The following is a 22,008-nucleotide window of genomic DNA, read 5'->3' as shown; positions in this document are numbered from 1 at the left end:
CGTGGCATTCGACACCTCGGTCACGCCTGATGCCGTCACCGATCTCTCCGCTCGCGAGATGCGCCGCTCGGTCATGGGCCGATGGGGCCTGCGCCTCGGCGTGATCATCGGATGGCTGGCATTCATCGGCGTGTGGTACCTGTTCTCGCAGTTCGTGCTGGGCACCCAGCAGCTGCCGCCGCCGCACACCGTGGGGCAGGAGGCGTGGCAGGTGGTCACCGGCGCCGGCTTCGGCTCGACGCTGTGGGCGAGCCTGTTCCGGGTGATCGCCGGCTGCCTGCTGGCGCTGGTGGCCAGCATCGTGCTGGGCACGGTGATCGCCTACAGCGCCTGGTGGCGGGGCCTGCTGGGCAGCCTCACACGGTTCTTCGTCAGCATCCCCACGGTGGCGCTGGCGATCCTGGCGCTGATTCTGTTCGGGGTCTCGGGACTGGGGCCGATGCTCACCGCAGCGCTGGTGGCCACGCCCTATGTGATGTCCAGCGTCGCCCAGGGCCTCACCGGGGTGGACCGCCGGCTCATCGTGATGAGCGAGTCGTTCGCCCGCACACGGGCGCAGATCATCACCGGGGTGCTGCTGCCGTCGTCGGTGCTGGCCGTGATCGGCGGCGCACGGCAGGCATTCGCACTGGCCTGGCGCATCACGCTGCTCACCGAGGTCTTCGCATCCTCTGACGGCGTCGGCTTCCAGATCAGGCGCAGCTTCGAGAGTTACGACGTGCGCGGGATGCTGGCGTGGACGGCGCTGTTCATCGGCCTGATGTTCATCTTCGAGAACTTCGTGTTCCGCCAGCTCGAACGCCGGGCGTTCGGCGGGGCGCATGTCTCGCTCGCGACAGCGGAGCCGGCCCAATGAGCTACGCAACCGATTTCCCGGTCATGCCCGGCGGCGGCCAGTCGCCGGGCGTCCCGCCGAGGCCGTCCGACCGTGCGACCCACTGGACACGGCGGACCTGGTTCATCAACGCGCTGGCGGTGGCGATCCTGCTCGGCATCTGGCAGTACCTCACCACGATCAACGACCGGGTGCCCGGCGTCGACGAGGTGGTCCAGTTCCTCGGGGTGGAGATGGGCGGCGGCTCGCACGGCGGCATGATCCGGGGAGAGTTCTGGGCGCCGCTGGTCATCAGCCTGCAGCGCTACGGCATCGGCCTGGCCGTCGGCATTCCGCTGGGTGCCCTGCTGGGCCTGCTGATCGGCGGCTCGCGGCGGTTCCGATCGGTGCTGAACGACACCGTGCTGGTGTTGCTGGTGCTGCCGTCGGTGGTGTGGGCGTTCGCCGCCTCGCTGTGGTTCGGCTTCGGCTCGACGGCGCCGATCGTTGCGGTGGTGCTGACGGCGGTGCCGTTCATGGCGTTCAACCTCAGCTCGGGCATCCGGGCGCTCGACCCGGGCCTCAGCCTGATGTCCGACGCGTTCCGGGTGCCGCGGATGCGCCGTGCCACGCACCTGCTCGTGGGCGGGGCGCTGTCGAGCGCGGTGACCGGCGTGCGGCTCGCGTTCATGACGAGCTGGAACAGCCTGCTCATCGTCGAGTGGTTCGGCGCCACCTCGGGTGTGGGGTGGCGCGCCAGGTTCTGGTACGACGCGCTGCGCTTCCCGGGCTTCGTGGCCTGGATTCTGCTGTTCGTCGTGTTCATCACGCTGCTCGACTGGCTGGTCCTGCGGCGGCTCGAGCGCATCTCGGCTCGCTGGCAGCAGCAGCCGACGCTGACCTTCGCCGAGGGCGAGGGCACATGAGGGCTCGCACCTGCGCGCTCGCTGACGCCTCTGACGGAGGAAGGACGAGATGGCCACCATCCTGATCGAGAATCTCACCAAGGTGTACCCGCCGACGCCGACGTACCCCCAGCAGGTGCAGGCGCTGGGCGGCGTGTCCATGTCGGTCACCGGCAACGTGTTCGTGGCGGTGCTGGGCCCGTCGGGCAGCGGCAAGACGACGCTGCTCAACATCGTTGCGGGCGTGGAGGAGCCGACTGCGGGAGCGGTGCGGGTCGTGCAGGACGGCGTGCCCGCACAGGTCGGCTACGTGTTCCAAGAGCCGCGCCTGCTGCCGTGGCGCAGCGTGCTCGACAACATGCTGTACGTCCAGAACCGCAAGTCGGACCGGTCCAAACGCGAGGCCGAGTTCTACCTGTCGATGGTGGGCCTCAGCGAGGTCGCGCACCTGTACCCGGCGCAGCTCTCCGCGGGCATGCAGCAGCGTGTGGGCATTGCGCGGGCGTTCCTGGTGAACCCCGACGTGCTGCTGATGGACGAGCCGTTCAGCCACATGGACGCGCTGACGGGGCGGTCGCTGCGCGACTACCTGCAGCGCATCTGGCTGCACACCCGCAAGACGGCGCTGTTCGTGACCCACGATGTGGGCGAGGCAGTGGAGCTGGCCGACCGCATCCTCATGCTGCGCCCCGGCGGTGTGGTGTTCGACGACATCCCGGTGAACTTGCAGCGACCTCGGCGGCCTGACGACCCGGCGGTGCGAGCCGTCGAGTCGGAAGTGCTGCGCCGCTTCGACTCGATGGAAGCAGCGGTGCGCTTCGGAGACCAGCGGAACTAGGTCGACACGGTCGGAGGCGGTCGTCAGTCGCTCGGCGGCCGAGTGACCGTCCGCACCTCATACACCGCAATCCCGATCGGCGCCGACTCCGTGTAGTTGTACGCGGGAGAGTGCACGCCGCAGGTGGCGCGAGGGTCGCGAGGCGGACACGCGTAGATGTCCTCGTCGGCTGCCAGTGAGTACAGCCATTCCCTGGGTAAGCCGATCGGTTGTAGTTGGATAGTGGCCAATCTGTTCATGCTGTTGAAGCTGATATCAATGCCAATATCCGCAAAGTGCTGTTGTATGTCCACAAGCGGCTGACCGAGCACTCCCAAATGGGCAATGACACAGTCGTAATCCGTCGCGCTATTCCCTAAACAATCTCCGTCGTCGCTCCCGAGCATCGCTTGTAGCGCGGTGCCAATCGGAGTTATGCCTGCGATGCTCTGGCGCACATCGTTGCTTCCGGGACGCCATCGTCGCAGCAGCCCTTGGCGAAATGCCGCCATATTCCAAGTACCTTCTGCCGTCAAACGGAAATAACCCGCGCGCTTCGGTTCCCAACGACACCAGACATCATCACCTAGATTGCAGGGAATCTCCTCGCCGGTGCGACTGACGCGCTCATGCCGCTCCAATTCCGCGTCTGAGCTATTGGGATGCAAACCGCCCGTGACGCCGATGTACTCATAGCCTTGTGCCTCGGTGACAGACCGCCTCGCGTCGTCGTCCGGCAGCTCGTCCCACCAATTGACTGCATCCAATCCAAACAACTCAATGATGTCCGAGCGATTGTCGTCCGGCCACAGTTCTTCGATTCGGATCCAGATGCGCGGGTACGCTGTGGCAACACACTCACCCTGACCCAAGAGGTCCATAAGGCTGGTCCTCTGCATACCAGCCTGCTCATTTCGTGGCAAGAGACGCGTGCGAAGGACGGAACCGTCGGCATAACGCATTTCATTGATCGTGCTCAAGGACAGTGCTGCTGCTAGCGATCCAAGGGTGCTGGCTCTGATGTACCTCCGAGTGTCCATCACGGTCAAATCGTCGACACGAATCGTCAGCGTGGATCCCACCCGTGCCATTCCATTAGAAGTGCTCGATGTCCACGCAAGCTGCCCTCCTGGCGGGTCTTCGCAACGCCGCGTCCAATCGCAACCAGGCGCGCCCGCGTTCCCGACACATCTTCTTTCGTTTCGAAAGTTCATCCAGTCGAACTTGTGGAGGCGCGTATCTGCGTGATGCCTGTCGTCGACTGGATTGCTCGAAGGTTCAGCAAGCACTGTTCTCAGTGTCTGCGGACAATTCTCGGGAGCACCGAGGAACGGCAGCACCACGCACGGCACACATCCGGCGTCGTACACGATCTCGGCTTCAATCGCAGCCGTAGATGCGGCTGTGGCAGCTGCAGCTGCAGCTGCAGCTGCAGCCTGCTGCAAAGCGACGTTGCTACGGTCAGCCCTCGCGGCCGCCTCGGCCTCAGCCCTGGTTGCCGCGGCCGAATTGGCAGCCTGCTGGACAGGGCGGTATTGGGCCTGTAGATCTCTACAGTTCAGCGCCGCTGCGATACCGTCGCATCCCGTTCCGCTGATTTCTCTCTTGAGGCAATAGGCGTTGCTACCGGAGCGGCACCTCGTCGTGTCATCGTGGCAGTCGGCTTCGAGGTGACTTGGGTTGTATTGGCACCAGTGCGGATGACGCGCGAAGTCGCGAAACGACTGAAGTACGCCGGCCAGTTCATAGGTGAATCCGGGGCAGGACTGCGACGCAGGAGAGTCGATGAAGTTCCCGCCGACATAGTCGCGGCATGACACGAGAGGAATCGGGGGCGGATTGCCGTCGCAGGCAGCGTGAGGATCGGACGGTGACAACGAGCCGCGCTTGAGGTAGCACTTGCCGAAATGATTCGTTTGAACGCCGTCGAGTCCATCTATTCCATTGATGTTTGTGCAACTCCATGTACGACGCTGGACTGCGAGACAAGCGTCACCGGCGGATCGGTTCAACTGAGCTGAGTCCGATAGCGGACAGCGCGCGGGCACGATCATCTGGCACTCTTGGAGACTCAGATCGACGACTCTGACCCACGCTAGGAGCCTGGCCTTTACCGGGTTCAACGAACCTGGCGGCACGACGTCCAACTCTTCGTCCAGCAAGTCGCAATCTTCGTAATGGGTTCCCGGGTCGCTGTCCCTTGCAATGGCTTCGCAGAACGCCGGAAAAGTAGTCAGCGCCCTCTCGAAAGTCAACGAGTCGAAGGACATGCTCTCTCTACCATCTGGCAATCTGTAAGTGCCGATGTGACTGCCGTTCAGTGTTCGGTATTGCAACTTGATGACCAAGGGATCGGGGCAGGCAAGAGTTTCCAGCACGCAAAGGGAACCAACGTCATCAGGATCTGGGGTCGTTGCGGGATCCGTCAGGTCTTCGTTGCGCTCTGCCCAGTCGGCGCCGTAAGTCGCAGCGCAGTTTTCAGGCGTGCCGTCCACGATGCCTCGGGTCTGTGCGTATGCCGGTGGGGTACCGAGGAGGTCGTCGGCTGGTCCCGCCAGGCGGGCGGCGTCTACTGGTGCAAGCACCGCTGTGAACATCAAGAAGACGCCGACGGCCCAGCGGGTCGTGCCACGGCTGCGGGCACTCCGTCGGCGCGGCTGATGCAGCCGGCGGCTCATGCGGGCCAATCCTGAGGGCACTCGTCGGGGCCCTCGGGTGGGGGCTCTTCGCAAATGGCCGCTGCGGTGAGCACGTCACCCAGCAGCACCCATATCTGACCGGTGTCGATCCACTGGCTGACGGTCGCCGCCCACTCTTCGACCTCGGCATCGATGCCGCTGCAGTCGCTCGCGGGTTCGGAGGCCACGTCGGCGACGCGGTAGTCGACGTCGGGGACGCGATCCTCGCGGCCTGCCGCCACCACCAGCAGGTAGGCGGCGATACGGGTGGGCGCCGCCGCCACCAGCCGCGTGGTTCCCTCAGCGTCGAGTATCTCGCTGTAGCCGGGTTCGACGCAGGCCAGCGCCAGCGCACGCGTGTCGCCCACGGCGACCACGGTGACCTCGTCGGGGAAAATGCTGCCGCCGCCATGGCGCTCGCCGCTGCGCTGGTGCGACGCCAGCAGCGCCAGCGTGCTGGCCCGCACCGGATCGAGCGACGCCACCGCCACGCAGAGCTGCGACACCGCATCGGGTGCGCTGAGCGCACGCGACACCAGGTGCTCGTAGCGCATCACCGCCAGCGCCGCCGCCGTGGGCAGGTGGCCGATCACCCGCAGGTCGGCATGGCGAGCCGGCTCAGCGATGGCATCGAGCGCCCACGCGCTGCCGCACTCGCTCGGCGGGAACGCCAAGTCCAGCGCTGGCGACCACACGGGCAAGTACTGGGCCCGCAGCCAGCCCAGCTCGGTGGCGGGCTGAGCGTCAGGGTCGAGAAAGCGAGCAGTGTCGGTGGGCGGCAAGATCGTGACCACCGGGTTCCCGCTGCCGAGCGCGAGGCCCTGGGCTGCCGGCTCTATCGCCGCGGCACCCAGCGTCGGCTGTTGAGCTATGCACGCAACGCCGAGCAGGCCGAGCGCCATCAGCACGAACCCGGCCTGTCCTGCACCCGAACCGAGCCGCGTGAACTCGGGACGACACCTGCCGCGCTGGCTCGGTGGGCTACCGGGAAGTCCGTGCATTGCTGCCGCTGCACCTCGACCTGCTGCGGCCTACAGCCTAGATCAAGTCAAAGAATATGAATTACTCTTGAGTTTGCTCAACCACACGGCCCTGTCGCCTTCGCCGCTGTTTGTCCAGCCGGGGCAGCAGCGGCCTCGCTGGCCCGAAATGGGAGCAACCGCAGCGCCGATTCAGTCGCCTCCGTGGCGGCGGGACGAGCGCTGCTGCAACAGCTCAGTCTTCGACGAACAGCCCGACCGCGGTGGCGACGTCTCTCACGAACGCGAGCCCTGCGCCTTGGCTGAGATCGGCATAGATGACGCTCGACTCGAACAGTCCCTTCCCGACGCCCCCATGGTCGTACACCACCGCGACGTGGCCCGTTTGCTCCGAGACGGTCAGCAGGACACGCAGCGCGGCCTCTGCGTGATCGGCGGCGATCTCTGCCTGCCGGGAATTCCAGATGAACCCGGCGGTGGCATGGCCTCCTAGGTTCAGCCGGGAGCGTCTGAGGGCCCAAGCACGGGTACATGAGTAGTGCTCGGAGGGGGCGGCGACGATCTGTTCCCGAGTCATTCCGTAGTGCTCGAGCTGGTCGTCTCTCAGGTCGACAACGCGTACCGGCGTCCGGCACGCGACCGCTCGCAGCGACAACCCTTCCAGATCGGACCGCTGCACGCTGTTCTGTGCACCCCACGTGTCACCCACGGCACTCTCGAGCAGCGCGCCAAGGTGATTCTGTGCCAGGTACACATGCGGGATCACCTGTCCGTCACCGCGCGTCAGCGGACTGAACCGGCTGTCCCCCCGGCCCGAACTGTTGAGAGTGTCCCGATGGCGCGAGACGTTGTACCAGACCCTCCCAGCGGTGATGACGGCCGACCTCGGGTATCGGGGGCGCGACTGATCCACCGGGCACGTCCGAGGATCTGGGCAGGTCATGAAGTGGCTTGCACCATCCGGCGATGAGCAGCGGCGTACACACGCTCTGGGTCAGCATCGATCACGTCCGCTGCGACCTGCCCGGACAAACCGGCATTCGGTCGCGCAATCCATCCCCAGATCGCCCAGTCGCTCAATCTGGCTTCTTTGAGCACCGAGATGACGGGCTGCCAGGCCGGGCGCACGTCGAGCGCATCGTCGAGCAGCACCGCCGGGACGCGGACTTCGCCTGAGACGGTGACGGCAATCAGCTCGTCACGCTTGCATGCGCGCTGGATCTGCTTGTGGACAGTGTTCAGCGAGCAGTCGCGTGCTGCCGCGAGATCTTTGGTGGACAGCGAGCCCATATCGAGGAGCTCTTGCCTGGCGAGACGCACCCGCTGAGCGTTGAGAATGAGCGTCTCCGTGCTCGGGCAGCGGTAGTGGCGATCGTCGACGAGCACGTCGTCGATGCCGCCCTTGCCCGTGGCGTCGGCATCGCGGCGAACAGGTACCAACCCCCAGCCCTGAAGCCACGGTGTCAAGTCGACGAGCCGCTCAGCCACCTGCCGACCGGCTTGGGCCAGATCGTCTCTCTGCGATGGCGTTGCCACGTCAGATCATCCTGTCCGCTCTGTACATAAGATTACACTAATGGACAGACATGACATGCCTGCAGCACATCCGGCTGCACACCCGCAAATGCGGCGCTGTTCGTCCAATGGGTGCAGCGGCCTCGCTGGCCCGACGGCGCGGCAACCGCAGCGCCGGTTCAGTCGCCTTCGTAGAGACGCTCGAGGTCGACGAGTCCGACATCTAGACGACATCACATCGACATATACTGTGACATACGAACGTCATATTGTTGCCGGCTGGATCGGAGACGAACGATGTCTGCAATCGCTCCTCTGCTTGATGAACTCTGCGACAGCGAGGTCGTGGACACCGTTGACCTCGCATTCGTGAGCGATTCCAATCCGCGAAGCGTGACAAGGTGGCGAACAGATGGGACTGTGCCACAGCGCGAAGCCGAGAACAGGATTCTGGAGTTGCGCAGCGTGGTCGATCTCGCCTGCAGAGTCATCCAACGCGACGCCGTGAGGCTGTGGCTGCGCTCGCCCAACAGTGACCTCGGCTACGAGAAGCCCCTGGACCTGATCGCGCAGGGCGAGTACAAGCAGGTGATCGGACTGCTGTTGGCGCTCGCCGAAGGCGTCACCACCTGAGATGACTGGTGCAGTCCATGGCTTGGTGGAGCGCGCTCCGAGACGACTCGCGGATGTCAACGGCTTCCGCAATCAAGCACCCGGATTCGACCCGAGCAGCGGTCAGGGTGCTCTGCTTAACGGCGGGCGCTACAACGCACCGGGGAGCTTCCCAACGGTGTACTTGTGCTCAACTCGAGAATGCACCGTGGCAGAACTGACCCGTCAGGCAACTCAGCAGGGTCTGCGCATCGCAGACCTGCTGCCCCGCGAGCTGTGGGAAGTCTCGACGGTTGAACCCATCGCTGTGCTCGACCTGACTGACCCAGAAACGCTGCAACATCTGTCGCTCGCCCATAGCGACCTCATCCGCAACGATTTCCGGCCCACTCAACAGATCGGGCAAGCCGCTCATGACGCTGGCTATCGCGCCATCCGCAGTCCTTCGGCAACGGGCATCGACGTCGTCCACGCAGTCTTTTGCCACGAGCTCGAAATGCCACTGCAGTCCAGTCTCATAGAGACCTGGACTGCACCACACCAGCTCTGATCTCGGGCCTAGGCGCACTCTGGCTCGGGGCTACGTCGATGTCCTCGCGACCCGACAAGTATTGCGGGCCAAGATTGCTGCGGGACCAAATGGCGCGCCGCTGGGGGTGACCTAACTACGCAGGAGGCTGCGCGCTACCGTTGCTAGCGCATGCCTGATGGGACTGCGCCTGAGGCCAGCGAAGCGCCTGAGGTCGGCAAGAGGGCCCGCCGCACCGCCGACCTGCGCAGGCGACTGCTCGACGCGGCCGTGGCCGAGTTCAGCGAGCGCGGATTCGAGGCCGCCAAAGTCTCCGAAATCGCTCGGCGCAGCGGCCTGTCCACCGGCGCCATCTACTCCCGCTGGCGGGACAAGCGCGAGTGCTTCCTAGGCGCCGTCCAACATGCCGTGTCGCAGCGCCTGGCGGGCGACAGTGCGGGCGAATCGCCGCTCGGCCAGCTCGCGGCCTCGCTCGGGGCCGACCAGCTCACCTCCGATGACAACGACGCCCGAGCCCTGTTCCTGGAGGCGTGCGTCATCGCGAGGCGCGACTCGGCGATGAGAGCGAACATCGCGGAAGCCTTCGACACTGAGGCCGATGCGCTCTCGAGGCTGGTCACCGAAGGCAAGGCGGCCGGGATTCTCGATGAGTCCCTGAGCACCGAGCTCGTGGTGCTGTGCTGCCAGGCGCTCAGCATCGGCATGCAGCTTGCGCTCTCGATGTCGGAGGACCGCATCTCCAGCGAGGACGCCGACCAGTGGGACGAGCTGATCCGGCGCGTCGTGAACAGCTGGGCGCCGCCGGATACCGCGCGCTAGCTCGACGGCTGACCGAACGCATTATCGGGACTCGCCGATACCGTTCGCGAGCCGGCAGCGTGTTGACTGTGTGTTTTCCTCGACACAGTCGGCGTATATGAGGGAACAGCCACGCTCCAAAAGGAGTCAGGGCTATTGTTCGAGATCATGTCTCGAACACAGAACGCTGAGCATGCTGCCGGTCTCGGCGGGGTCACCACCGGTGACTTCGCACAGCGGCTGTGTGAAACAGCCATAAGTGCGAACGGATTCGATGCGGACGCTGTTGCAGCCATCGTCGACGATGCCAAGCAACAGGGCCTGATCGACCAGGCGCTCACGACGAACTCGATCGTTCTCTTCTGCCGAGCCTTCGGACTCGGCGCTCACACCTTGGAGCACTCGCGACCTAACCGGGGGGGGGGGGGGGTAGAAACGTGGCGTGCTGTCATGGAGCAGATCCTCGAAGCCCTCGGCCCTGACAGTCCGGCAGCGCCGCAACCGACCGCCTGACACGGCTGCCTGCACAGGCAGCTGAGCCCCGGTGATGCCGCTCGGCCTGCTGCTGTGGCTGTTCGCCCTGTGGGCGAACGGCGTCTCGCTTGAGCCGTCGCAGCCCGCTGCATCAGCCCCGAACAGCGCCGTCAGGGTCGCAACTGAGCTGCTGGCGACCGAGCTCGACACGCACAGGCTGGACGTGATCTTGCACAGCGTCGAGACGGTTGCCTGGAGCGACGCTTCCTTGGGGTGCCAGCAAGCGGGCTACGCGTACGCGCAGGTTGTCACGCCGGGCTGGCGCCTCGTCTTTGTCGTGGACGGCGCTGAGCACGCAGTCCACACCGACGACACCGGCCGTTCCGCAATCCGCCCCACCGGATGCCTCTGACCTCTCGTCAAGATCGCTCCTGGTCGAAGCAGCTCAGGTCGAGAGCGTTCTGTGGATGTCCTTCATCATGAGGACCAGATGGAGCCGATCAGTGGGCGACGATTCAAATTCTGGAATCAGGTGCAGGTAAAAGGCGCGGGCGTCATCTGATTCGGCGTGGATGAGCAGGCCCCTGCAGCCGATGGTGCGACCTGCGGCCGCGGCTCGCGTCATGATGTCTGCCAAGAGGCCTGAGCCGAGGCCTTGCCCTTCGTGGCTTGTCGACACGCCGAGACGAGCAAGCAAGGCGACCGGCTGGGGATAGCGACCTGCTCCGCGCCGGAGCCGGGCAGGAACGTCGCCGATGGCGATGCTCGCCATGCACCACGCGTAGTAGGCGACCACCTCGGCGCTGTCTGCCGGCGTGACGACAAACACGCGGGTCGTGCCGGCGGCGTGGGCGTGGTGCCCGAAGCGTCGGAGCCAGTGGGTCTGGGCCTCAGACTTGCAGATGAACCGTGAGACGTCGTCGGACGGTTCCAGCAGTCGCGGTGCTCGGTAGCGGGACCTCACCCGTCGACGAAGGGCGACGGCCGGGCCATGAGCGACCGAAGCCCAGCGAGCTCACGGGCAGGCCGCCGGTTCAACACGTCCCAGGCACGGACACTGTCGTCATCGAGCGCAAACTCGGTCCGGTCTGCCAGCGCGTCATGGGCCGCGAGGCGCAAGCTGGTCCGCACAAAGTCCGTCAGCGCCGTGCCGGTAACGGCAACCGCATCGTCGATCAACCGGCGTTCGTCGGGCGTCATGCGCACCTCGAGACGTGCGCTCCGAATCCGGTTCGCTGTATCAGCCATAACCCGCTCCCTGACTATGCGATGCCGAAATCACCTATGTACGGCCATAGTACGGCCAGCCGGTTACGACCTTATCGCTGCGGAGCAGCCGTGTCGCCCAGTTTTCGCGCCAGCCATCACCGCATCTGGGTCAGTTGGGATGGGGGGACCGGGCCATGTCGAGGAACATGCGGTGGATGCGGTCGTCGGCGGTCAGCTCGGGATGAAAGCTCGACACCAAGATCGGGCCCGACCGGCACAGCACCGGCACCTCCGCCCGGTGACCGTCGCCGGCTGAGGACCCGTGCGAGCCCGACGCCGGGCTCACCGTCGCCAGCACCTCGACGCCGTCGCCGGTTCGCTCCACCCACGGGGCCCTAATGAACACAGCGTGGAACGGCTCGTCGAGGCCGTCCGCATCCAGATCGGCCTCGAAGCTGGCGACCTGACGACCGAACGCATTGCGCCGCACCGAGATGTCGATGGCGCTGAAGTACCGCTGGTCCTCCCGGCCGTCCAGCACCTCGGCAGCCAGCAGGATCATGCCGGCGCAGGTGCCGAACGCCGGCATGCCGTCGGCCAGGCGTTCGGCCAGCGGATCGAACAGCCCGCTGGTGCCGAGCAGGTGCGACATCGTGGTCGACTCGCCGCCGGGGATCACCACGGCGCCGACGCCGTCGAGATCGGCCGGTACGCGCACCTCGACTGCCCGTGCGCCCAGTCGCCGCAGCGCCGCAACGTGCTCGGCCGCGGCACCCTGCAGTGCTACGACGCCGACCAGCGGCAGCCCGTCGGTCGTGTTGGACGCCTCAGGAGTGCTCAGCGTTTACCAGCCGCGTTCGGCGAGCTTGGTTTCGAGGCCTTCCATCTCCAGACCCGGCATCGCACTGCCGAGGCCCCGGCTGACCTTGGCCACCACCGACGCATCGCGGTAGTGCGTCGTGGCCTCGACGATCGCCTCGGCCCGCGGCCCCGGGTCTTCGCTCTTGAAGATGCCCGACCCGACGAACACCGCCTCGGCGCCGAGCTGCATCACCAGCGACGCATCGGCCGGTGTGGCGATGCCGCCGGCGCAGAACAGCGGCACCGGCAGGCGGCCCGTCTCGGCGATCTCCTGCACCAGCCCGAGGGGCGACTGCAGCTGCTTGGCCCAGTCGAACAGCTCGGCGGCATCGGCCTGGGTGATCTTGCGGATGTCGCCGGTGATGGCCCGCAGGTGCCGCACCGCCTCGATGATGTTGCCGGTGCCGGCTTCGCCCTTGGAGCGGATCATGCAGGCGCCCTCGGAGATGCGCCGCAGCGCCTCGCCCAGGTTGGTGGCCCCGCACACGAACGGCACGGTGAACGCCCACTTGTCGATGTGATGGGCTTCGTCGGCGGGAGTGAGCACTTCGGACTCGTCGATGTAGTCGACGTCGAGCGACTCGAGGATCTGCGCCTCCGCGAAATGGCCGATGCGGGCCTTGGCCATGACCGGGATGGTCACCGCAGCCTGGATGCCCTCGATCATCGCCGGATCGCTCATGCGTGCCACGCCGCCGTCGCGCCGGATGTCGGCCGGCACCCGCTCGAGCGCCATGACGGCCACAGCGCCGGCGTCCTCGGCGATCTTGGCGTGCTCTGGGGTGACGACGTCCATGATGACGCCGCCCCGAAGCATGTCGGCGAGGCCGCGCTTGACCCGAACGGTTCCGACCAGTTGGGTCTCTGCTGGCTGCGGATCGGAAGGTGTCGAGGCGCCGGATTGGCCCGCCGCGATGGAGCCTGAATTCGTGGGCCCAGAGTTCATGAACCCAGTGTAGGGAGCGGCCCTCGCGCTGTCCTCAGAATTCCCGCAGAACGGCGACCCGGGTCTCGAGATCGGCCCGGTAGTCGGGCAGCTCGCCGGGCTGGCGGGCGTCGGCAGCCCGAGGGTCGGCCAGCCACAGCGGCCATGTCGCCTTCGGTGCGGGCGTGCCCACCCCCACACCCGCCATCGTCGCGAGCCCATCGGCGAGGCCCGGCGGATAACGGGTGAGCTTCACGGCCTCTGCGTCGTCTTCGAAATCGCTGCCGGTGCTGGCCTCGCGTTCGAGACGCACCTGCACCAGCGGCCACAGCGACCGCCACATCAGCGCCGGCAGTCCCACCGTGGTCACCGCAGTGGTCAGGTACGCGATGCGGCCGTCACGGACCTGCGTCAGCAGCCGCGCGACCACGGCCTCGAGCTCGATGCGGCCCAGCCCGTCGAGCAACCCCTGGGTCACCACGACCGTCGTGCGGTCCGGGCGACGGCCGAATGCCGCCGCGTTCGCCTCCGCTGCCGGGTGGATGACGAGCGTCGGGCGCTCCACGCCGACGAGCAGGCAGATGCCGTCGACGACGTTCGCCAGCCGCGGCTCGTCAGCGGGGCTGCACACTGCGGAACCGGCGGGAACCATCGCCGACCGCAAGCGGCGCTCGCCGATGCCCAGCCAGAACATGGCCAGCCCGCAGGCGACGACCAGCGCAATCGGCATCGCCCACCAACTCAGCGACGTGAACCAAGCGCACAGCAGACCTGCGACGGCTCCGGCTGCGAGATGGACCGCCCACAGCTCGGCGAGCAGCTTGTCGGCTCGGCTGCGGTAGATGGCGAACAGCGGGTCCACCGCTGCATTCAACCGTCCCCGCCCGCCCGCAACACCACGTGCGCCGCGATCGGGCGACGATCAGGCCAGTCCGGCGGCGCGTTGTGCGATGGCGCGCTCGTACATGTCCACGTAGATGTCCGCCAGGCGGGCCATGGAGAACTGTTCGGCGCGCTGACGGCCGGCGGCGACGAGGTCGGCCGCCCGGTCGGGACGGCTGAGCACACCGGCGAGCGCCGTCGCCAGTGCTGCCGGGTCACCGGGCGGGACGAGCACGGCTTCGTCGCCGACGCGGGCCACATTGCGATAGCCGGGAAGATCGCTGGCGACGACCGGCGTGCGAGCTGCCATGGCCTCCAGCAGCACCACGCCGAAGCTCTCGCCGTGCAGCGACGGCGCGCAGACCACGTCGGCGCCCTTCATGCGCGCCAGCTTCTCGGTCTCGCTGACCCTGCCCAGCCATTCGATGCGTGTGTCGCGCTGGTGGCGGCGCTGCAGCTCCTCGGTTTGCGGACCGCGTGACATCACCCACAGCCGGACGCCTTCGGGCAGCCGTGACATGGACTCGAGCAGCACTGTGAGCCCTTTGCGCGGCTCGTGGCGGCCGATGTAGGCGATGGTCGGCGCTTCGCTGCGCTTCGGGGCCGCGTCGTCGAAGTGATCGAGCTCGACACCGTTGAAGACCAGCTCGTACTCGCCGCCGACGCCGTTGCGGGCCATCTCGGCGGCATCGGCCGAGACCGCGGCTCGGACGTCGATCCGCGACGCCAGCCAGCGGGTACCGGGCACGAGATACGCAAGGCTGCCCCCCGCTGCGTGCCAGGTGCCGACCATGGGCGCCGAATTCAGGAACAGCGCCGTCTGCGTCGGCCCAGGACACAGCGGCTCGTGCAGGTGCAAGACGTCGAACTCCTCGTCACGCAGCGCTCGCACCGTGCGCAGCGTGCAGGCGAAATCGGGGGCAATCGGGGCGATCGAGCCGTTCGCGAAGGTGGGGATGCTGGCACCGAGCGGCGTGACGCCCGTCTGGGGTGGCGCACCGTCGCAGGGTGCCAGCACCCGGGTCTCGTGGCCGTTCGCGGACAATGCGCGAGCCAAGCCCAGCACCTGCACCTGCACGCCGCCGGCGCTGGTCAGGCTGTACGGCGAGATGATCCCGATTCTCACGGGCCGTGCCTCATGGGCCGAACCTCACAGGCGATCCACGCAGGGAGTCCCTCTGCGGACATGACGCTAGGCGCGCCGATGCGTCAGGGGAAAGGGCAATCGAAACGGGCTATCGATCCGACGGCCAGTTGGGGCCGAACAGGTGCCACTGGTGCGGTTCTGCTGCGATCAGCGCCGCCAGCTCGTCCGCGAGCCTCTGGGTAACGGCCGTCACGTCCTCGCGCAGGCGGCCGTGCCGCGTGATGTCGATGGGCGGGCGGACCGTGCCCAGGTGCCTGCCTCGGGGGCGGAAGTACACCGCCGTCGGCAGCAGGGCTGCGCCTGATCGCAGCGCCAGCATCGCTGGACCCGCCGGCAGGGTCGTCCGCTCGTCTCCGAAGGTCACGTCGATGCCGTCGCTGGTGAGATCACGGTCGCACAGCAGGCAGACGATCTCGTTTCGCCGCAGCGCGCCGAGCACCTCGCGCCCGGCGTCGGGCCCCAGCGGCACGACACGCATGCCCAGGCGCTCACGGAAGTCAGCGAACCACTGGAACAGCTCCGGCGGGTCGAGCGGCTCCACCACCACGGTGATCGGCAGCCGATTGACGGTCGCCATCCAGAAACCGGCCCACTCCCAGCCCCCCAGGTGCGGCAGGGCCAGAATGACGCCGTTGCCGCGTTCGAGGGCCTCCTCGACGTGGTGGTATGCCGGCACGTCGATGCCTCGATCCAGCGTGGACTCGCTCAGCGCCGGCAGGCGGAACGATTCCAGCCAGTAGCGGGCATAGGAACTGAACGCAGCCGCTGTGGCCCGGCCGAGATCGTCATCGGAGCCCGTGGCCGGTGCGGGAGCGTCTGCCAGGGCCGTTCCAGGGCTCCCCGCACGCTTGGCCGCCCAGCGCTGCGCTCGTTCCTGATGCCGCCGGACCATCGCTGCCTTGGCGGGCATCAGCCGGGCGAGTGCCGGGCCGGCCAGCTCGGCCACGCGCTCAGTGAGCCACAGCGGTGCCAGGCGGGCAACTGACGCTCCGGTCTTGTACCCGATCACGATGGCCCTATCCCGTACTCGCTGCGGGAATGGCCCTGCTTTCACTGCGACATGCGTGCGCTGGCCTGGCGCCACACCTTCACGAAGCGCATCACCGCAGTGATCACCGACAGTGCCAGCAGCAGCCAGAGCAGCGGAATGAGCAGCACTTCGAACGCGACCGCGACGGCGAGCACCACCGTCCGCTCGGCGCGCTCCATCAGTCCGCCCTTGGCCTCGAATCCCAGCAGCTCGGCCTTGGCCCGCTCGTAGGAGATCACAGCGCTGACGCCGAGCACCGCCATCGGCAGCACGGCCCACTGGGCGCCGTGCTCGCCGGCGAGATACCAGGCGATGCCGCCGAGCAGCAATCCGTCGGTGACCCGGTCCGCCGTCGAATCGAAGAATGCGCCCCGGCTCGACGAGGTTCCCCGTGCTGCTGCAACCGGGCCGTCGAGCAGGTCGGACAGCGCGGTGATGACCAGCAGCACCGTGCCCAGCACGAGCCGCCCGGCGCCGATGGCCACTGCACTGGCGGCGGACATGACGAGGCCGAGTCCCGTGAGCACATCTGCGCTCAGGCCGATTGCTGCGAGGCCGCGCCCGATCGGCGCCGTGACGCTGTCGACGCCCTTGCGAAACTTGCCGTCGAACATCGTCAGCTCCCGTCGTCGGGCGACGTGGAGATCCAGGTCTCGGGATTGTCCTCCAGCCACTTCTCGAGCACTGCGCCGTTCAAGGCGTCCACCAGCACCAAGCCCCGCCGCTTGGGCGGATCCTCCGCCGAGTAGACGAGCACCCGCCAGGTCGGGCGGCTCATCCAGCCGCGCCAGCCGAGCTGGGCGCTGGCATGACCGACCGCGAAGCCCACGTCAGCGACGGCGGCCACCAGCGCCTCGTTCTCGTTGACCGCGAATCGGCGGCCCGCAGCGAATTGGTAGAGCCCGAAGAGCGCGAGCAGCACGCCTCCCACGACGACGCCCCGGTTGAGCAGCACGGCATCGGAATCGGCGGCGAGCGCCGCTGTGGCGGCCCAGACGCCTGCTGCGAAGCACAGCGCGCCCGTGATGCGCCTGCGGGAATTGTCGGGGAACTTGTAGGCGCCGACGAAGCCCCGATCCAGATCGGCTGGCAGCTCGTCGCGCACCTCACCGAGTTCTTCGGGCTCGGCCATCGGGGCCAACGCTACCGGCGCTCTCACAGCGAGCCTGCTGCCGTCTGGCCAGCAAAGCAAAATCGACAGGGGCCGACTACGGCGCGAATCGTAGGGTGCCGGAGGGACTGGCCCGCTGGCTCTGCCAAGCGACACAGCGGGCCGGTCCTCCTGTGCAGAAGCCTACAGCGCGACGCCCAGCAGGGCCGCTGCGTCACTCACCGGCTCGCCCGCGTCTGCGGCAGCGTCAATCGCGGCCAGGGCGCCCGGAGCGTCCAGATCGTCGTCGAGGCGCTCACGCACGCGTGCCAAAGCGCCATCCCCGCGGCCCGCCGCCCGCCAGCGTTCGAGGCGCCGGGCCGCATCTACCAGCCGACGCTCGGTCCAGTCCCAGTCGGCGCGGTAGTGCGCGTCCAGAAGCGCCAGCCGCACCGCCATGGGCTCCCAGCGCTGCCGCAGATCAGCCACGAATGCCAGGTTGCCGGCCGACTTGGACATCTTGACGCCGCCGTGGCGCACCATCGACGTGTGCATCCAATGGCGCACGAACGGTCGCCCGGTCGCGGCCTCGGACTGCGCCCGCGAGCACTCGTGGTGCGGGAACACCAGGTCGCTGCCCCCGCCGTGCACGTCGATCGTCTCGCCCAGGTGCGCCAGCGCCAGCGCAGAGCACTCCACGTGCCATCCCGGGCGGCCCAGGCCCCACGCCGAGGACCATTCGGGCTCGCCGGGCGCCGAGCGCTGCCACAGCACGAAGTCCAGCGGGTTGCGCTTGTTCGGATCGTCGGGGCGCCCGCCGCGGCGGCGCGCCAGCTCCACCATCGCGGCGACATCGAGGCCGCACAGCTCGCCGAAGCCACGCGCCGCGGAGACGTCGAAGTACACGCCGTCGCCCGCTCGGTATGCGTGACCGCTGCTGAGCACACGCCCGATCAGCCGCCGGATGTCGGCCATCGCCGATGTCGCTCGGGGTTCGGCGTCGGCCGGCAGCAGGCCCAGTGCAGCCATGTCCGCGTCGAACGCCGCCAGCGAGTCCGCCGCCAGGTCCAGGTAGTGCACGCCCATGGCACGCGCCCGCGCCAGCAGGTCGTCGTCCACGTCGGTGATGTTGCGCACGCAGCGGGTCCGGCAGCCCAGGTCCTGCAGGCGCCGCTGGAGCACGTCGTAGGCCAGGAAAGTGGCGGCGTGACCGACGTGCGTGGCGTCGTAGGGCGTGATGCCGCACACGTACATCCGCACGGTGCTACCCGGGGTCGCGTCGAGCGGTACGACGCTCCGCTGCTGGGTCTCGTACAGCCTCATCGCCCAGCGCAGGCGGCTCGGCTCATCGGATCAGTCGGGCCGGCTCAGTCGGGAACCGTCTCAGCGGCCGGCTGGGCGATATCGACGCCGCTGGGCCCGCCGCCGAGCACGCTGATCGGCACGTGATCCAGCCCGACGAGGCGGAGCGCAACGCGGGTGCGGTACCGGGTGTTGAGCTGCATCAGCACAGCGGTGAACGCCTCGATGGCGGTGGCGTTGGACAGGTTGCCGCAGTCGAGTGCACGTGCGCCGGGCATGCGGTCGACGATCTCGGCGATGTGCCAGGTGGCCTCGCGGTGATCGCTGCAGATCAGGATGTCGCCGTGCACCGGCTCGTCGAGATTGCCGAGCTCGGTCGCTGGCACGTGCTGGAGGGCCGCGGCCACCCGGGAGTCGGGCAGAGAGGCCTGCACCGACGCTGCCACCGAGCCCCTCGGCGGGATGAGCGGCACGAACTCGTCGTCCACCCGGGCCAGGGCATTGGACATGGTCGCCACCACCTTGCCGCGCAGGTGCTCGGCCACGCCCCTCGCAGTGATGGCGGCTGCATCCCAGGGGGTGGCGATCACCACCGTCGGCTCTTCCGCGGCGAGGTCGTTGGCACCGGGCTGAATGCGCAGCCGGCGGTCCGGCCAGCGATCCAGGATGTTGTCCACCACCTCCATCGACCGGTACTTCGAACGCGAGCCCAGCGTCACCTCACAGCCGATGTCGGCCAGCCTGGCTGCCAGTGCGGCGCCGGCCGGGCCCGTGCCGCCGATGATGCCGATCCGGGTGGGTTCGGCACCGTCTGCCGGATCGGCTGCTGCGACGCCGTCCGCGGTCCCGTTGGAGGTCGCATCTGCTGGCACGGCAGTCACGGTACGGCCACGCTCGCTGGACGGCAATGGCGAGGCGATCCACAGCGCGGCGGTAGCGTCCCGCGAAGAGCGGCCCCGCAGGCTGCGGGATCGATGACGACAGCGGAGGCGAGAGCGTGGCGGGCAGCGGCATCGTGGACGGCAAGAAGTTCCTCATCACCGGCGTGCTGACCGACGCCTCGCTGGCATTCAACGTGGCACGACTGGCTCAGGAACACGGTGCCGAGATCGTGCTGACCGGCGCGGGCCGGGGCATCCGCCTCACCGAGCGGGCCGCCCGCAGGCTGCCCGACCCGCCCGATGTGCTGCCCTGCGACGTGACGGTGCCGGACGAGATCGAGGCGGTTCGTGCGGACTTGGAGCAGCGGTGGGGCCGGCTCGACGGCCTGCTGCACGCCATCGGCTTCGCGCCCGCAAGCTGCCTCGGCGGCAACTTCCTCCACGCCCCATGGGAGGACGTCGCCACGGCGCTGAACATCTCCGCCTACAGCCTCGCTTCGCTGACGTCGCCGATGGCGCCATTGCTGGCGGAAGCCAAAGGCGCAGTGGTCGGGCTCACCTTCGATGCGAGCGTCGCGTGGCCGGTCTATGACTGGATGGGCGTGGCCAAGGCGGCCTTCGAGTCGGCGGCTCGCTACCTCGCGAAGTCGCTGGGACCGCAGGGCATCCGGGTGAACCTGATTTCGGCAGGACCGATCCGCACCATGGCCGCCAAGTCGATACCCGGATTTGCCGAGTTCGAAGATGCGTGGACCGAGCGTGCCCCGCTGGGCTGGGACATCACCGACAGCGAAGCAGTGGCACGCAGCACGCTGGCGCTGATGTCGGACTGGTTCGGCGGCACCACCGGCGAGATCGTGCACGTGGACGGCGGCTACCACGCCATGGGCGCCTAACGCCGATCAGCCCAAGCGTTGCAGCGTCTCGTGACGGCCGAGGAATTCGAGATAGCTGCCGGCTCGCGGTCCGGTCTCGGAACCGAAGAGCACCTTGTAGAGCGCCTCGAAGACCAACGCTGCATCAGCCTTGGGGTCGATCTCGACGCCGCGTGCTGACTCGAATATCTCGTCCTGTATGGCCCGGGCGCTCCATGGCTCCAACGCTTCGAGACGGCGCGCGAGCTCACCGAGGAAGGCGATCTGACGGTCGCTCAGCTCATCACGCTGCCGAATCGCTTCGGCCGTATCAAGCATGGCAAGCCTGTCAGCGAGATCGGGGCGGTTCTCCATCAGCTGTTTCGCCACTTCAGCCTTGTCATCCAGCCACGCCGACTCCACCTCGCTGAGCTGGACGCCGAGCGATGCAATGTGGTCGTCGAGCTGCATGTGCGGCTGTTGGGACAAACTCAGCACGGAGTCGAAGGGCGGGCTGAACTCGGGCGCCGGCGGCACATGCTCGCCCGGCAATGAGCGTGAGACCGAGTAGAGCTGGACGTCGTTGGGTTGCGGTTCCACACCCGCTGCGGAACGCCAGAGGCGCTCGTACTCGACGAACGCTTTGGTGAGGCCGGGCACGTCAAGGGCGAAGTCGATGGCTCGGCGCGGCTGGGTTCGCAGCACGACATAACGCAGCAGCTCGGGCGGCAGCAACTCGACCAATTCCGACGAGGTCATGCCGATGCCACGTGACGAGCTCATCTTGGCGCCGCCGAGCGTGAAGAACTCGTACGGCACCGGCACGGGCACCGGGCATTGGAGCACTTGGCGGGCCAGCGCGGAGGACACCTCGTGCGATCCGCTGGCAGCCATGTGATCCTTGCCGGCGCCTTCGATCGACACGCCGAAGAGCTTCCACTTGGCGGCCCACTCCAGCTTCCACGGCAGCTTGCCGTTGCCGCCGAACGGGCTGATGCGGCCCCGGTGCCCGCAGCCGGTCGCCCAGGCCACGAGGTCGGCCCGGCACTCATACGCCACGGTCTCGCCGTCGTAGTCGGTGGCATACGTGGTGCCGATGCGGCCGCACCGCTCGCAGATGGGCTGGAACGGCAGCCAGTCGTCGGCACGCTCGGCTCCGCTGAGCCTGAGGTAGATCTGCCTCACGTCTGCCGCGGCGCGCAGGAACGTGTCGATGACCGCGTCGAGCCGGCCAGACCGGTAGATGTCGCTCATGCGGTAGAACTCGGCGTTCACGCCGAGCTTGTCGAACGGCCCGGGTGTGTCATCGGCCGGCGAGTCGGCGGCATCGAACCACTTTCCGGTGAATTCGCCGAAGTAGGCCTCGGCCATCGAATCGCCACGAAGGCCCTCAGGCGCCGGGGCTGCCCACAGGGGTTTGCCGAGGTGCTCCACGAAGTGCTCGCCGGTGCCGAATGGGATCTCGTCGACTGCGTCCATGTCGTCGCAGCCGTACATGAACGTCGCATCCAAGCCACGCTCGCGGGCCACCCGGGCCAAGGCGTCGTGGATCAGCACGCCGCGCAGCGAACCCACGTGCGCTCGGCCGCTGGGCGTCTTGGAATCGTTGACCACGACTTGCCGGGGGCAGCCGTCGAGCGCTTTGTCGATCCAAGTCATGATGTGGGGTCTCGGCCGCACGGGGCCTCGCAACGAGCGCGGGAGC

Annotated in this window: 25 protein-coding genes; 8 read left to right on the top strand and 17 right to left on the bottom strand. The window is 67.4% G+C overall.

Annotated features, from left to right (window positions below; genetic code table 11):
• Position 1: 1 nt before the first annotated feature.
• From ACOGXE_RS13645 to ACOGXE_RS13635, 3 genes are read left to right on the top strand one after another with little or no spacing between them, the layout of a single operon-like run.
• The gene (locus ACOGXE_RS13645; protein WP_419931450.1) at positions 2-856 is read left to right on the top strand and encodes an ABC transporter permease; all 855 of its coding nucleotides are present in this window, start codon (positions 2-4) and stop codon (positions 854-856) included.
• Positions 853-1,740: an ABC transporter permease gene (locus ACOGXE_RS13640; RefSeq protein WP_419864279.1), complete on the top strand. Its 888-nt coding sequence runs from the start codon at positions 853-855 to the stop codon at positions 1,738-1,740. The genes ACOGXE_RS13645 and ACOGXE_RS13640 overlap by 4 nt, the downstream gene beginning before the upstream one ends.
• 49 nt (positions 1,741-1,789) lie before the next feature.
• Positions 1,790-2,557, top strand: a complete 768-nt coding sequence (locus ACOGXE_RS13635) for an ABC transporter ATP-binding protein (RefSeq protein WP_419864278.1) — start codon at positions 1,790-1,792, stop codon at positions 2,555-2,557.
• A gap of 23 nt (positions 2,558-2,580) precedes the next feature.
• On the opposite strand, the gene ACOGXE_RS13630 is transcribed toward ACOGXE_RS13635, so the two are convergent.
• The 4 genes from ACOGXE_RS13630 to ACOGXE_RS13615 form a co-directional block, all read right to left on the bottom strand.
• Positions 2,581-5,133 (bottom strand): hypothetical protein, encoded by a 2,553-nt coding sequence (locus tag ACOGXE_RS13630; RefSeq protein ID WP_419931449.1) that lies wholly within the window; start codon positions 5,131-5,133, stop codon positions 2,581-2,583.
• A gap of 77 nt (positions 5,134-5,210) precedes the next feature.
• Positions 5,211-6,116, bottom strand: coding sequence for a hypothetical protein (locus tag ACOGXE_RS13625; RefSeq protein ID WP_419931448.1), 906 nt, complete (start codon positions 6,114-6,116; stop codon positions 5,211-5,213).
• 313 nt (positions 6,117-6,429) lie between these two features.
• Positions 6,430-6,960 (bottom strand): hypothetical protein, encoded by a 531-nt coding sequence (locus tag ACOGXE_RS13620; protein ID WP_419864276.1) that lies wholly within the window; start codon positions 6,958-6,960, stop codon positions 6,430-6,432.
• Between the two features lie 173 nt (positions 6,961-7,133).
• Positions 7,134-7,730: a hypothetical protein gene (locus ACOGXE_RS13615; RefSeq protein ID WP_419864275.1), complete on the bottom strand. Its 597-nt coding sequence runs from the start codon at positions 7,728-7,730 to the stop codon at positions 7,134-7,136.
• Between the two features lie 276 nt (positions 7,731-8,006).
• On the opposite strand from ACOGXE_RS13615, the gene ACOGXE_RS13610 reads away from it, so the two are divergent.
• The 3 genes from ACOGXE_RS13610 (at position 8,007) to ACOGXE_RS13600 (ending at position 9,669) form a co-directional block, all read left to right on the top strand.
• On the top strand, positions 8,007-8,342 hold the full coding sequence (locus tag ACOGXE_RS13610) for an antitoxin Xre/MbcA/ParS toxin-binding domain-containing protein (protein WP_419931447.1): 336 nt from the start codon (positions 8,007-8,009) through the stop codon (positions 8,340-8,342).
• Position 8,343: 1 nt separating this feature from the next.
• Complete coding sequence (locus ACOGXE_RS13605) at positions 8,344-8,871, top strand: RES family NAD+ phosphorylase (protein ID WP_419864272.1); 528 nt, start codon at positions 8,344-8,346, stop codon at positions 8,869-8,871.
• 150 nt (positions 8,872-9,021) lie between these two features.
• The gene (locus ACOGXE_RS13600; RefSeq protein ID WP_419931446.1) at positions 9,022-9,669 is read left to right on the top strand and encodes a TetR/AcrR family transcriptional regulator; all 648 of its coding nucleotides are present in this window, start codon (positions 9,022-9,024) and stop codon (positions 9,667-9,669) included.
• 132 nt (positions 9,670-9,801) lie between these two features.
• Here the strand turns inward: ACOGXE_RS13600 and ACOGXE_RS13595 are convergent, their stop codons facing one another.
• Positions 9,802-10,038: a hypothetical protein gene (locus tag ACOGXE_RS13595; protein WP_419931445.1), complete on the bottom strand. Its 237-nt coding sequence runs from the start codon at positions 10,036-10,038 to the stop codon at positions 9,802-9,804.
• 154 nt (positions 10,039-10,192) lie between these two features.
• Between ACOGXE_RS13595 and ACOGXE_RS13590 the strand changes: the two genes are divergently transcribed.
• A complete protein-coding gene (locus ACOGXE_RS13590; protein WP_419931444.1) occupies positions 10,193-10,534 on the top strand; it encodes a hypothetical protein in 342 nt (113 codons plus the stop codon).
• A 33-nt stretch (positions 10,535-10,567) separates the two neighbouring features.
• Here the strand turns inward: ACOGXE_RS13590 and ACOGXE_RS13585 are convergent, their stop codons facing one another.
• The 11 genes from ACOGXE_RS13585 to npdG all read right to left on the bottom strand — a co-directional run bounded on the left by ACOGXE_RS13585 (position 10,568) and on the right by npdG (position 19,440).
• Positions 10,568-11,086, bottom strand: a complete 519-nt coding sequence (locus ACOGXE_RS13585; RefSeq protein WP_419931443.1) for a GNAT family N-acetyltransferase — start codon at positions 11,084-11,086, stop codon at positions 10,568-10,570.
• Positions 11,083-11,370: a DUF1778 domain-containing protein gene (locus ACOGXE_RS13580; protein WP_419931442.1), complete on the bottom strand. Its 288-nt coding sequence runs from the start codon at positions 11,368-11,370 to the stop codon at positions 11,083-11,085. Before ACOGXE_RS13580 ends, ACOGXE_RS13585 begins: the two co-directional genes overlap by 4 nt.
• A 130-nt stretch (positions 11,371-11,500) precedes the next feature.
• Positions 11,501-12,136, bottom strand: a complete 636-nt coding sequence (gene pdxT / locus ACOGXE_RS13575) for a pyridoxal 5'-phosphate synthase glutaminase subunit PdxT (RefSeq protein WP_419933525.1) — start codon at positions 12,134-12,136, stop codon at positions 11,501-11,503.
• A gap of 39 nt (positions 12,137-12,175) precedes the next feature.
• On the bottom strand, positions 12,176-13,138 hold the full coding sequence (gene pdxS / locus ACOGXE_RS13570; protein WP_419931441.1) for a pyridoxal 5'-phosphate synthase lyase subunit PdxS: 963 nt from the start codon (positions 13,136-13,138) through the stop codon (positions 12,176-12,178).
• Between the two features lie 34 nt (positions 13,139-13,172).
• Positions 13,173-13,979: a hypothetical protein gene (locus ACOGXE_RS13565; protein WP_419931440.1), complete on the bottom strand. Its 807-nt coding sequence runs from the start codon at positions 13,977-13,979 to the stop codon at positions 13,173-13,175.
• Positions 13,980-14,039: 60 nt separating this feature from the next.
• On the bottom strand, positions 14,040-15,125 hold the full coding sequence (locus ACOGXE_RS13560; RefSeq protein WP_419931439.1) for a glycosyltransferase family 4 protein: 1,086 nt from the start codon (positions 15,123-15,125) through the stop codon (positions 14,040-14,042).
• A 109-nt stretch (positions 15,126-15,234) separates the two neighbouring features.
• On the bottom strand, positions 15,235-16,155 hold the full coding sequence (locus tag ACOGXE_RS13555) for a phosphatidylinositol mannoside acyltransferase (RefSeq protein ID WP_419931438.1): 921 nt from the start codon (positions 16,153-16,155) through the stop codon (positions 15,235-15,237).
• A gap of 41 nt (positions 16,156-16,196) precedes the next feature.
• On the bottom strand, positions 16,197-16,790 hold the full coding sequence (locus tag ACOGXE_RS13550; protein ID WP_419931437.1) for a CDP-alcohol phosphatidyltransferase family protein: 594 nt from the start codon (positions 16,788-16,790) through the stop codon (positions 16,197-16,199).
• A 2-nt stretch (positions 16,791-16,792) separates the two neighbouring features.
• Complete coding sequence (locus tag ACOGXE_RS13545; protein ID WP_419931436.1) at positions 16,793-17,308, bottom strand: hypothetical protein; 516 nt, start codon at positions 17,306-17,308, stop codon at positions 16,793-16,795.
• 162 nt (positions 17,309-17,470) lie between these two features.
• On the bottom strand, positions 17,471-18,589 hold the full coding sequence (locus ACOGXE_RS13540) for a cysteine--tRNA ligase (RefSeq protein WP_419931435.1): 1,119 nt from the start codon (positions 18,587-18,589) through the stop codon (positions 17,471-17,473).
• Between the two features lie 44 nt (positions 18,590-18,633).
• The gene (gene npdG, locus ACOGXE_RS13535) at positions 18,634-19,440 is read right to left on the bottom strand and encodes an NADPH-dependent F420 reductase (protein WP_419931434.1); all 807 of its coding nucleotides are present in this window, start codon (positions 19,438-19,440) and stop codon (positions 18,634-18,636) included.
• A 125-nt stretch (positions 19,441-19,565) separates the two neighbouring features.
• Here npdG and fabI point away from each other — a divergent pair, with 125 nt between their 5' ends.
• Positions 19,566-20,345, top strand: coding sequence for an enoyl-ACP reductase FabI (gene fabI, locus ACOGXE_RS13530; protein ID WP_419931433.1), 780 nt, complete (start codon positions 19,566-19,568; stop codon positions 20,343-20,345).
• A gap of 6 nt (positions 20,346-20,351) precedes the next feature.
• On the opposite strand, the gene lysS is transcribed toward fabI, so the two are convergent.
• Positions 20,352-21,962, bottom strand: a complete 1,611-nt coding sequence (lysS, locus tag ACOGXE_RS13525) for a lysine--tRNA ligase (RefSeq protein WP_419931432.1) — start codon at positions 21,960-21,962, stop codon at positions 20,352-20,354.
• Between the last annotated feature and the right edge of the window lie 46 nt (positions 21,963-22,008).

Origin of the sequence: Candidatus Poriferisodalis sp., assembly GCF_965208555.1 — a bacterium.
GTDB lineage: Bacteria > Actinomycetota > Acidimicrobiia > Acidimicrobiales > Poriferisodalaceae > Poriferisodalis.
Note: the sequence above shows the minus strand (reverse complement) of the source record. Positions and strands in the feature narration are given on the sequence as shown.

What these genes read in the sequence shown, in the direction of transcription:
- ACOGXE_RS13625 (WP_419931448.1), bottom strand. Translation starts at nt 6,116, where the DNA reads ATGGCGCTCGGCCTGCTCGGCGTTGCGTGCATAGCTCAACAGCCGACG.
- ACOGXE_RS13630 (WP_419931449.1), bottom strand. Translation starts at nt 5,133, where the DNA reads ATGTTCACAGCGGTGCTTGCACCAGTAGACGCCGCCCGCCTGGCGGGA.
- ACOGXE_RS13605 (WP_419864272.1), top strand. Translation starts at nt 8,344, where the DNA reads ATGACTGGTGCAGTCCATGGCTTGGTGGAGCGCGCTCCGAGACGACTC.
- ACOGXE_RS13640 (WP_419864279.1), top strand. Translation starts at nt 853, where the DNA reads ATGAGCTACGCAACCGATTTCCCGGTCATGCCCGGCGGCGGCCAGTCG.
- ACOGXE_RS13610 (WP_419931447.1), top strand. Translation starts at nt 8,007, where the DNA reads ATGTCTGCAATCGCTCCTCTGCTTGATGAACTCTGCGACAGCGAGGTC.
- ACOGXE_RS13540 (WP_419931435.1), bottom strand. Translation starts at nt 18,589, where the DNA reads ATGAGGCTGTACGAGACCCAGCAGCGGAGCGTCGTACCGCTCGACGCG.
- ACOGXE_RS13635 (WP_419864278.1), top strand. Translation starts at nt 1,790, where the DNA reads ATGGCCACCATCCTGATCGAGAATCTCACCAAGGTGTACCCGCCGACG.
- pdxS (WP_419931441.1), bottom strand. Translation starts at nt 13,138, where the DNA reads ATGAACTCTGGGCCCACGAATTCAGGCTCCATCGCGGCGGGCCAATCC.
- ACOGXE_RS13600 (WP_419931446.1), top strand. Translation starts at nt 9,022, where the DNA reads ATGCCTGATGGGACTGCGCCTGAGGCCAGCGAAGCGCCTGAGGTCGGC.
- ACOGXE_RS13580 (WP_419931442.1), bottom strand. Translation starts at nt 11,370, where the DNA reads ATGGCTGATACAGCGAACCGGATTCGGAGCGCACGTCTCGAGGTGCGC.
- ACOGXE_RS13545 (WP_419931436.1), bottom strand. Translation starts at nt 17,308, where the DNA reads ATGGCCGAGCCCGAAGAACTCGGTGAGGTGCGCGACGAGCTGCCAGCC.
- ACOGXE_RS13550 (WP_419931437.1), bottom strand. Translation starts at nt 16,790, where the DNA reads ATGTTCGACGGCAAGTTTCGCAAGGGCGTCGACAGCGTCACGGCGCCG.
- lysS (WP_419931432.1), bottom strand. Translation starts at nt 21,962, where the DNA reads ATGACTTGGATCGACAAAGCGCTCGACGGCTGCCCCCGGCAAGTCGTG.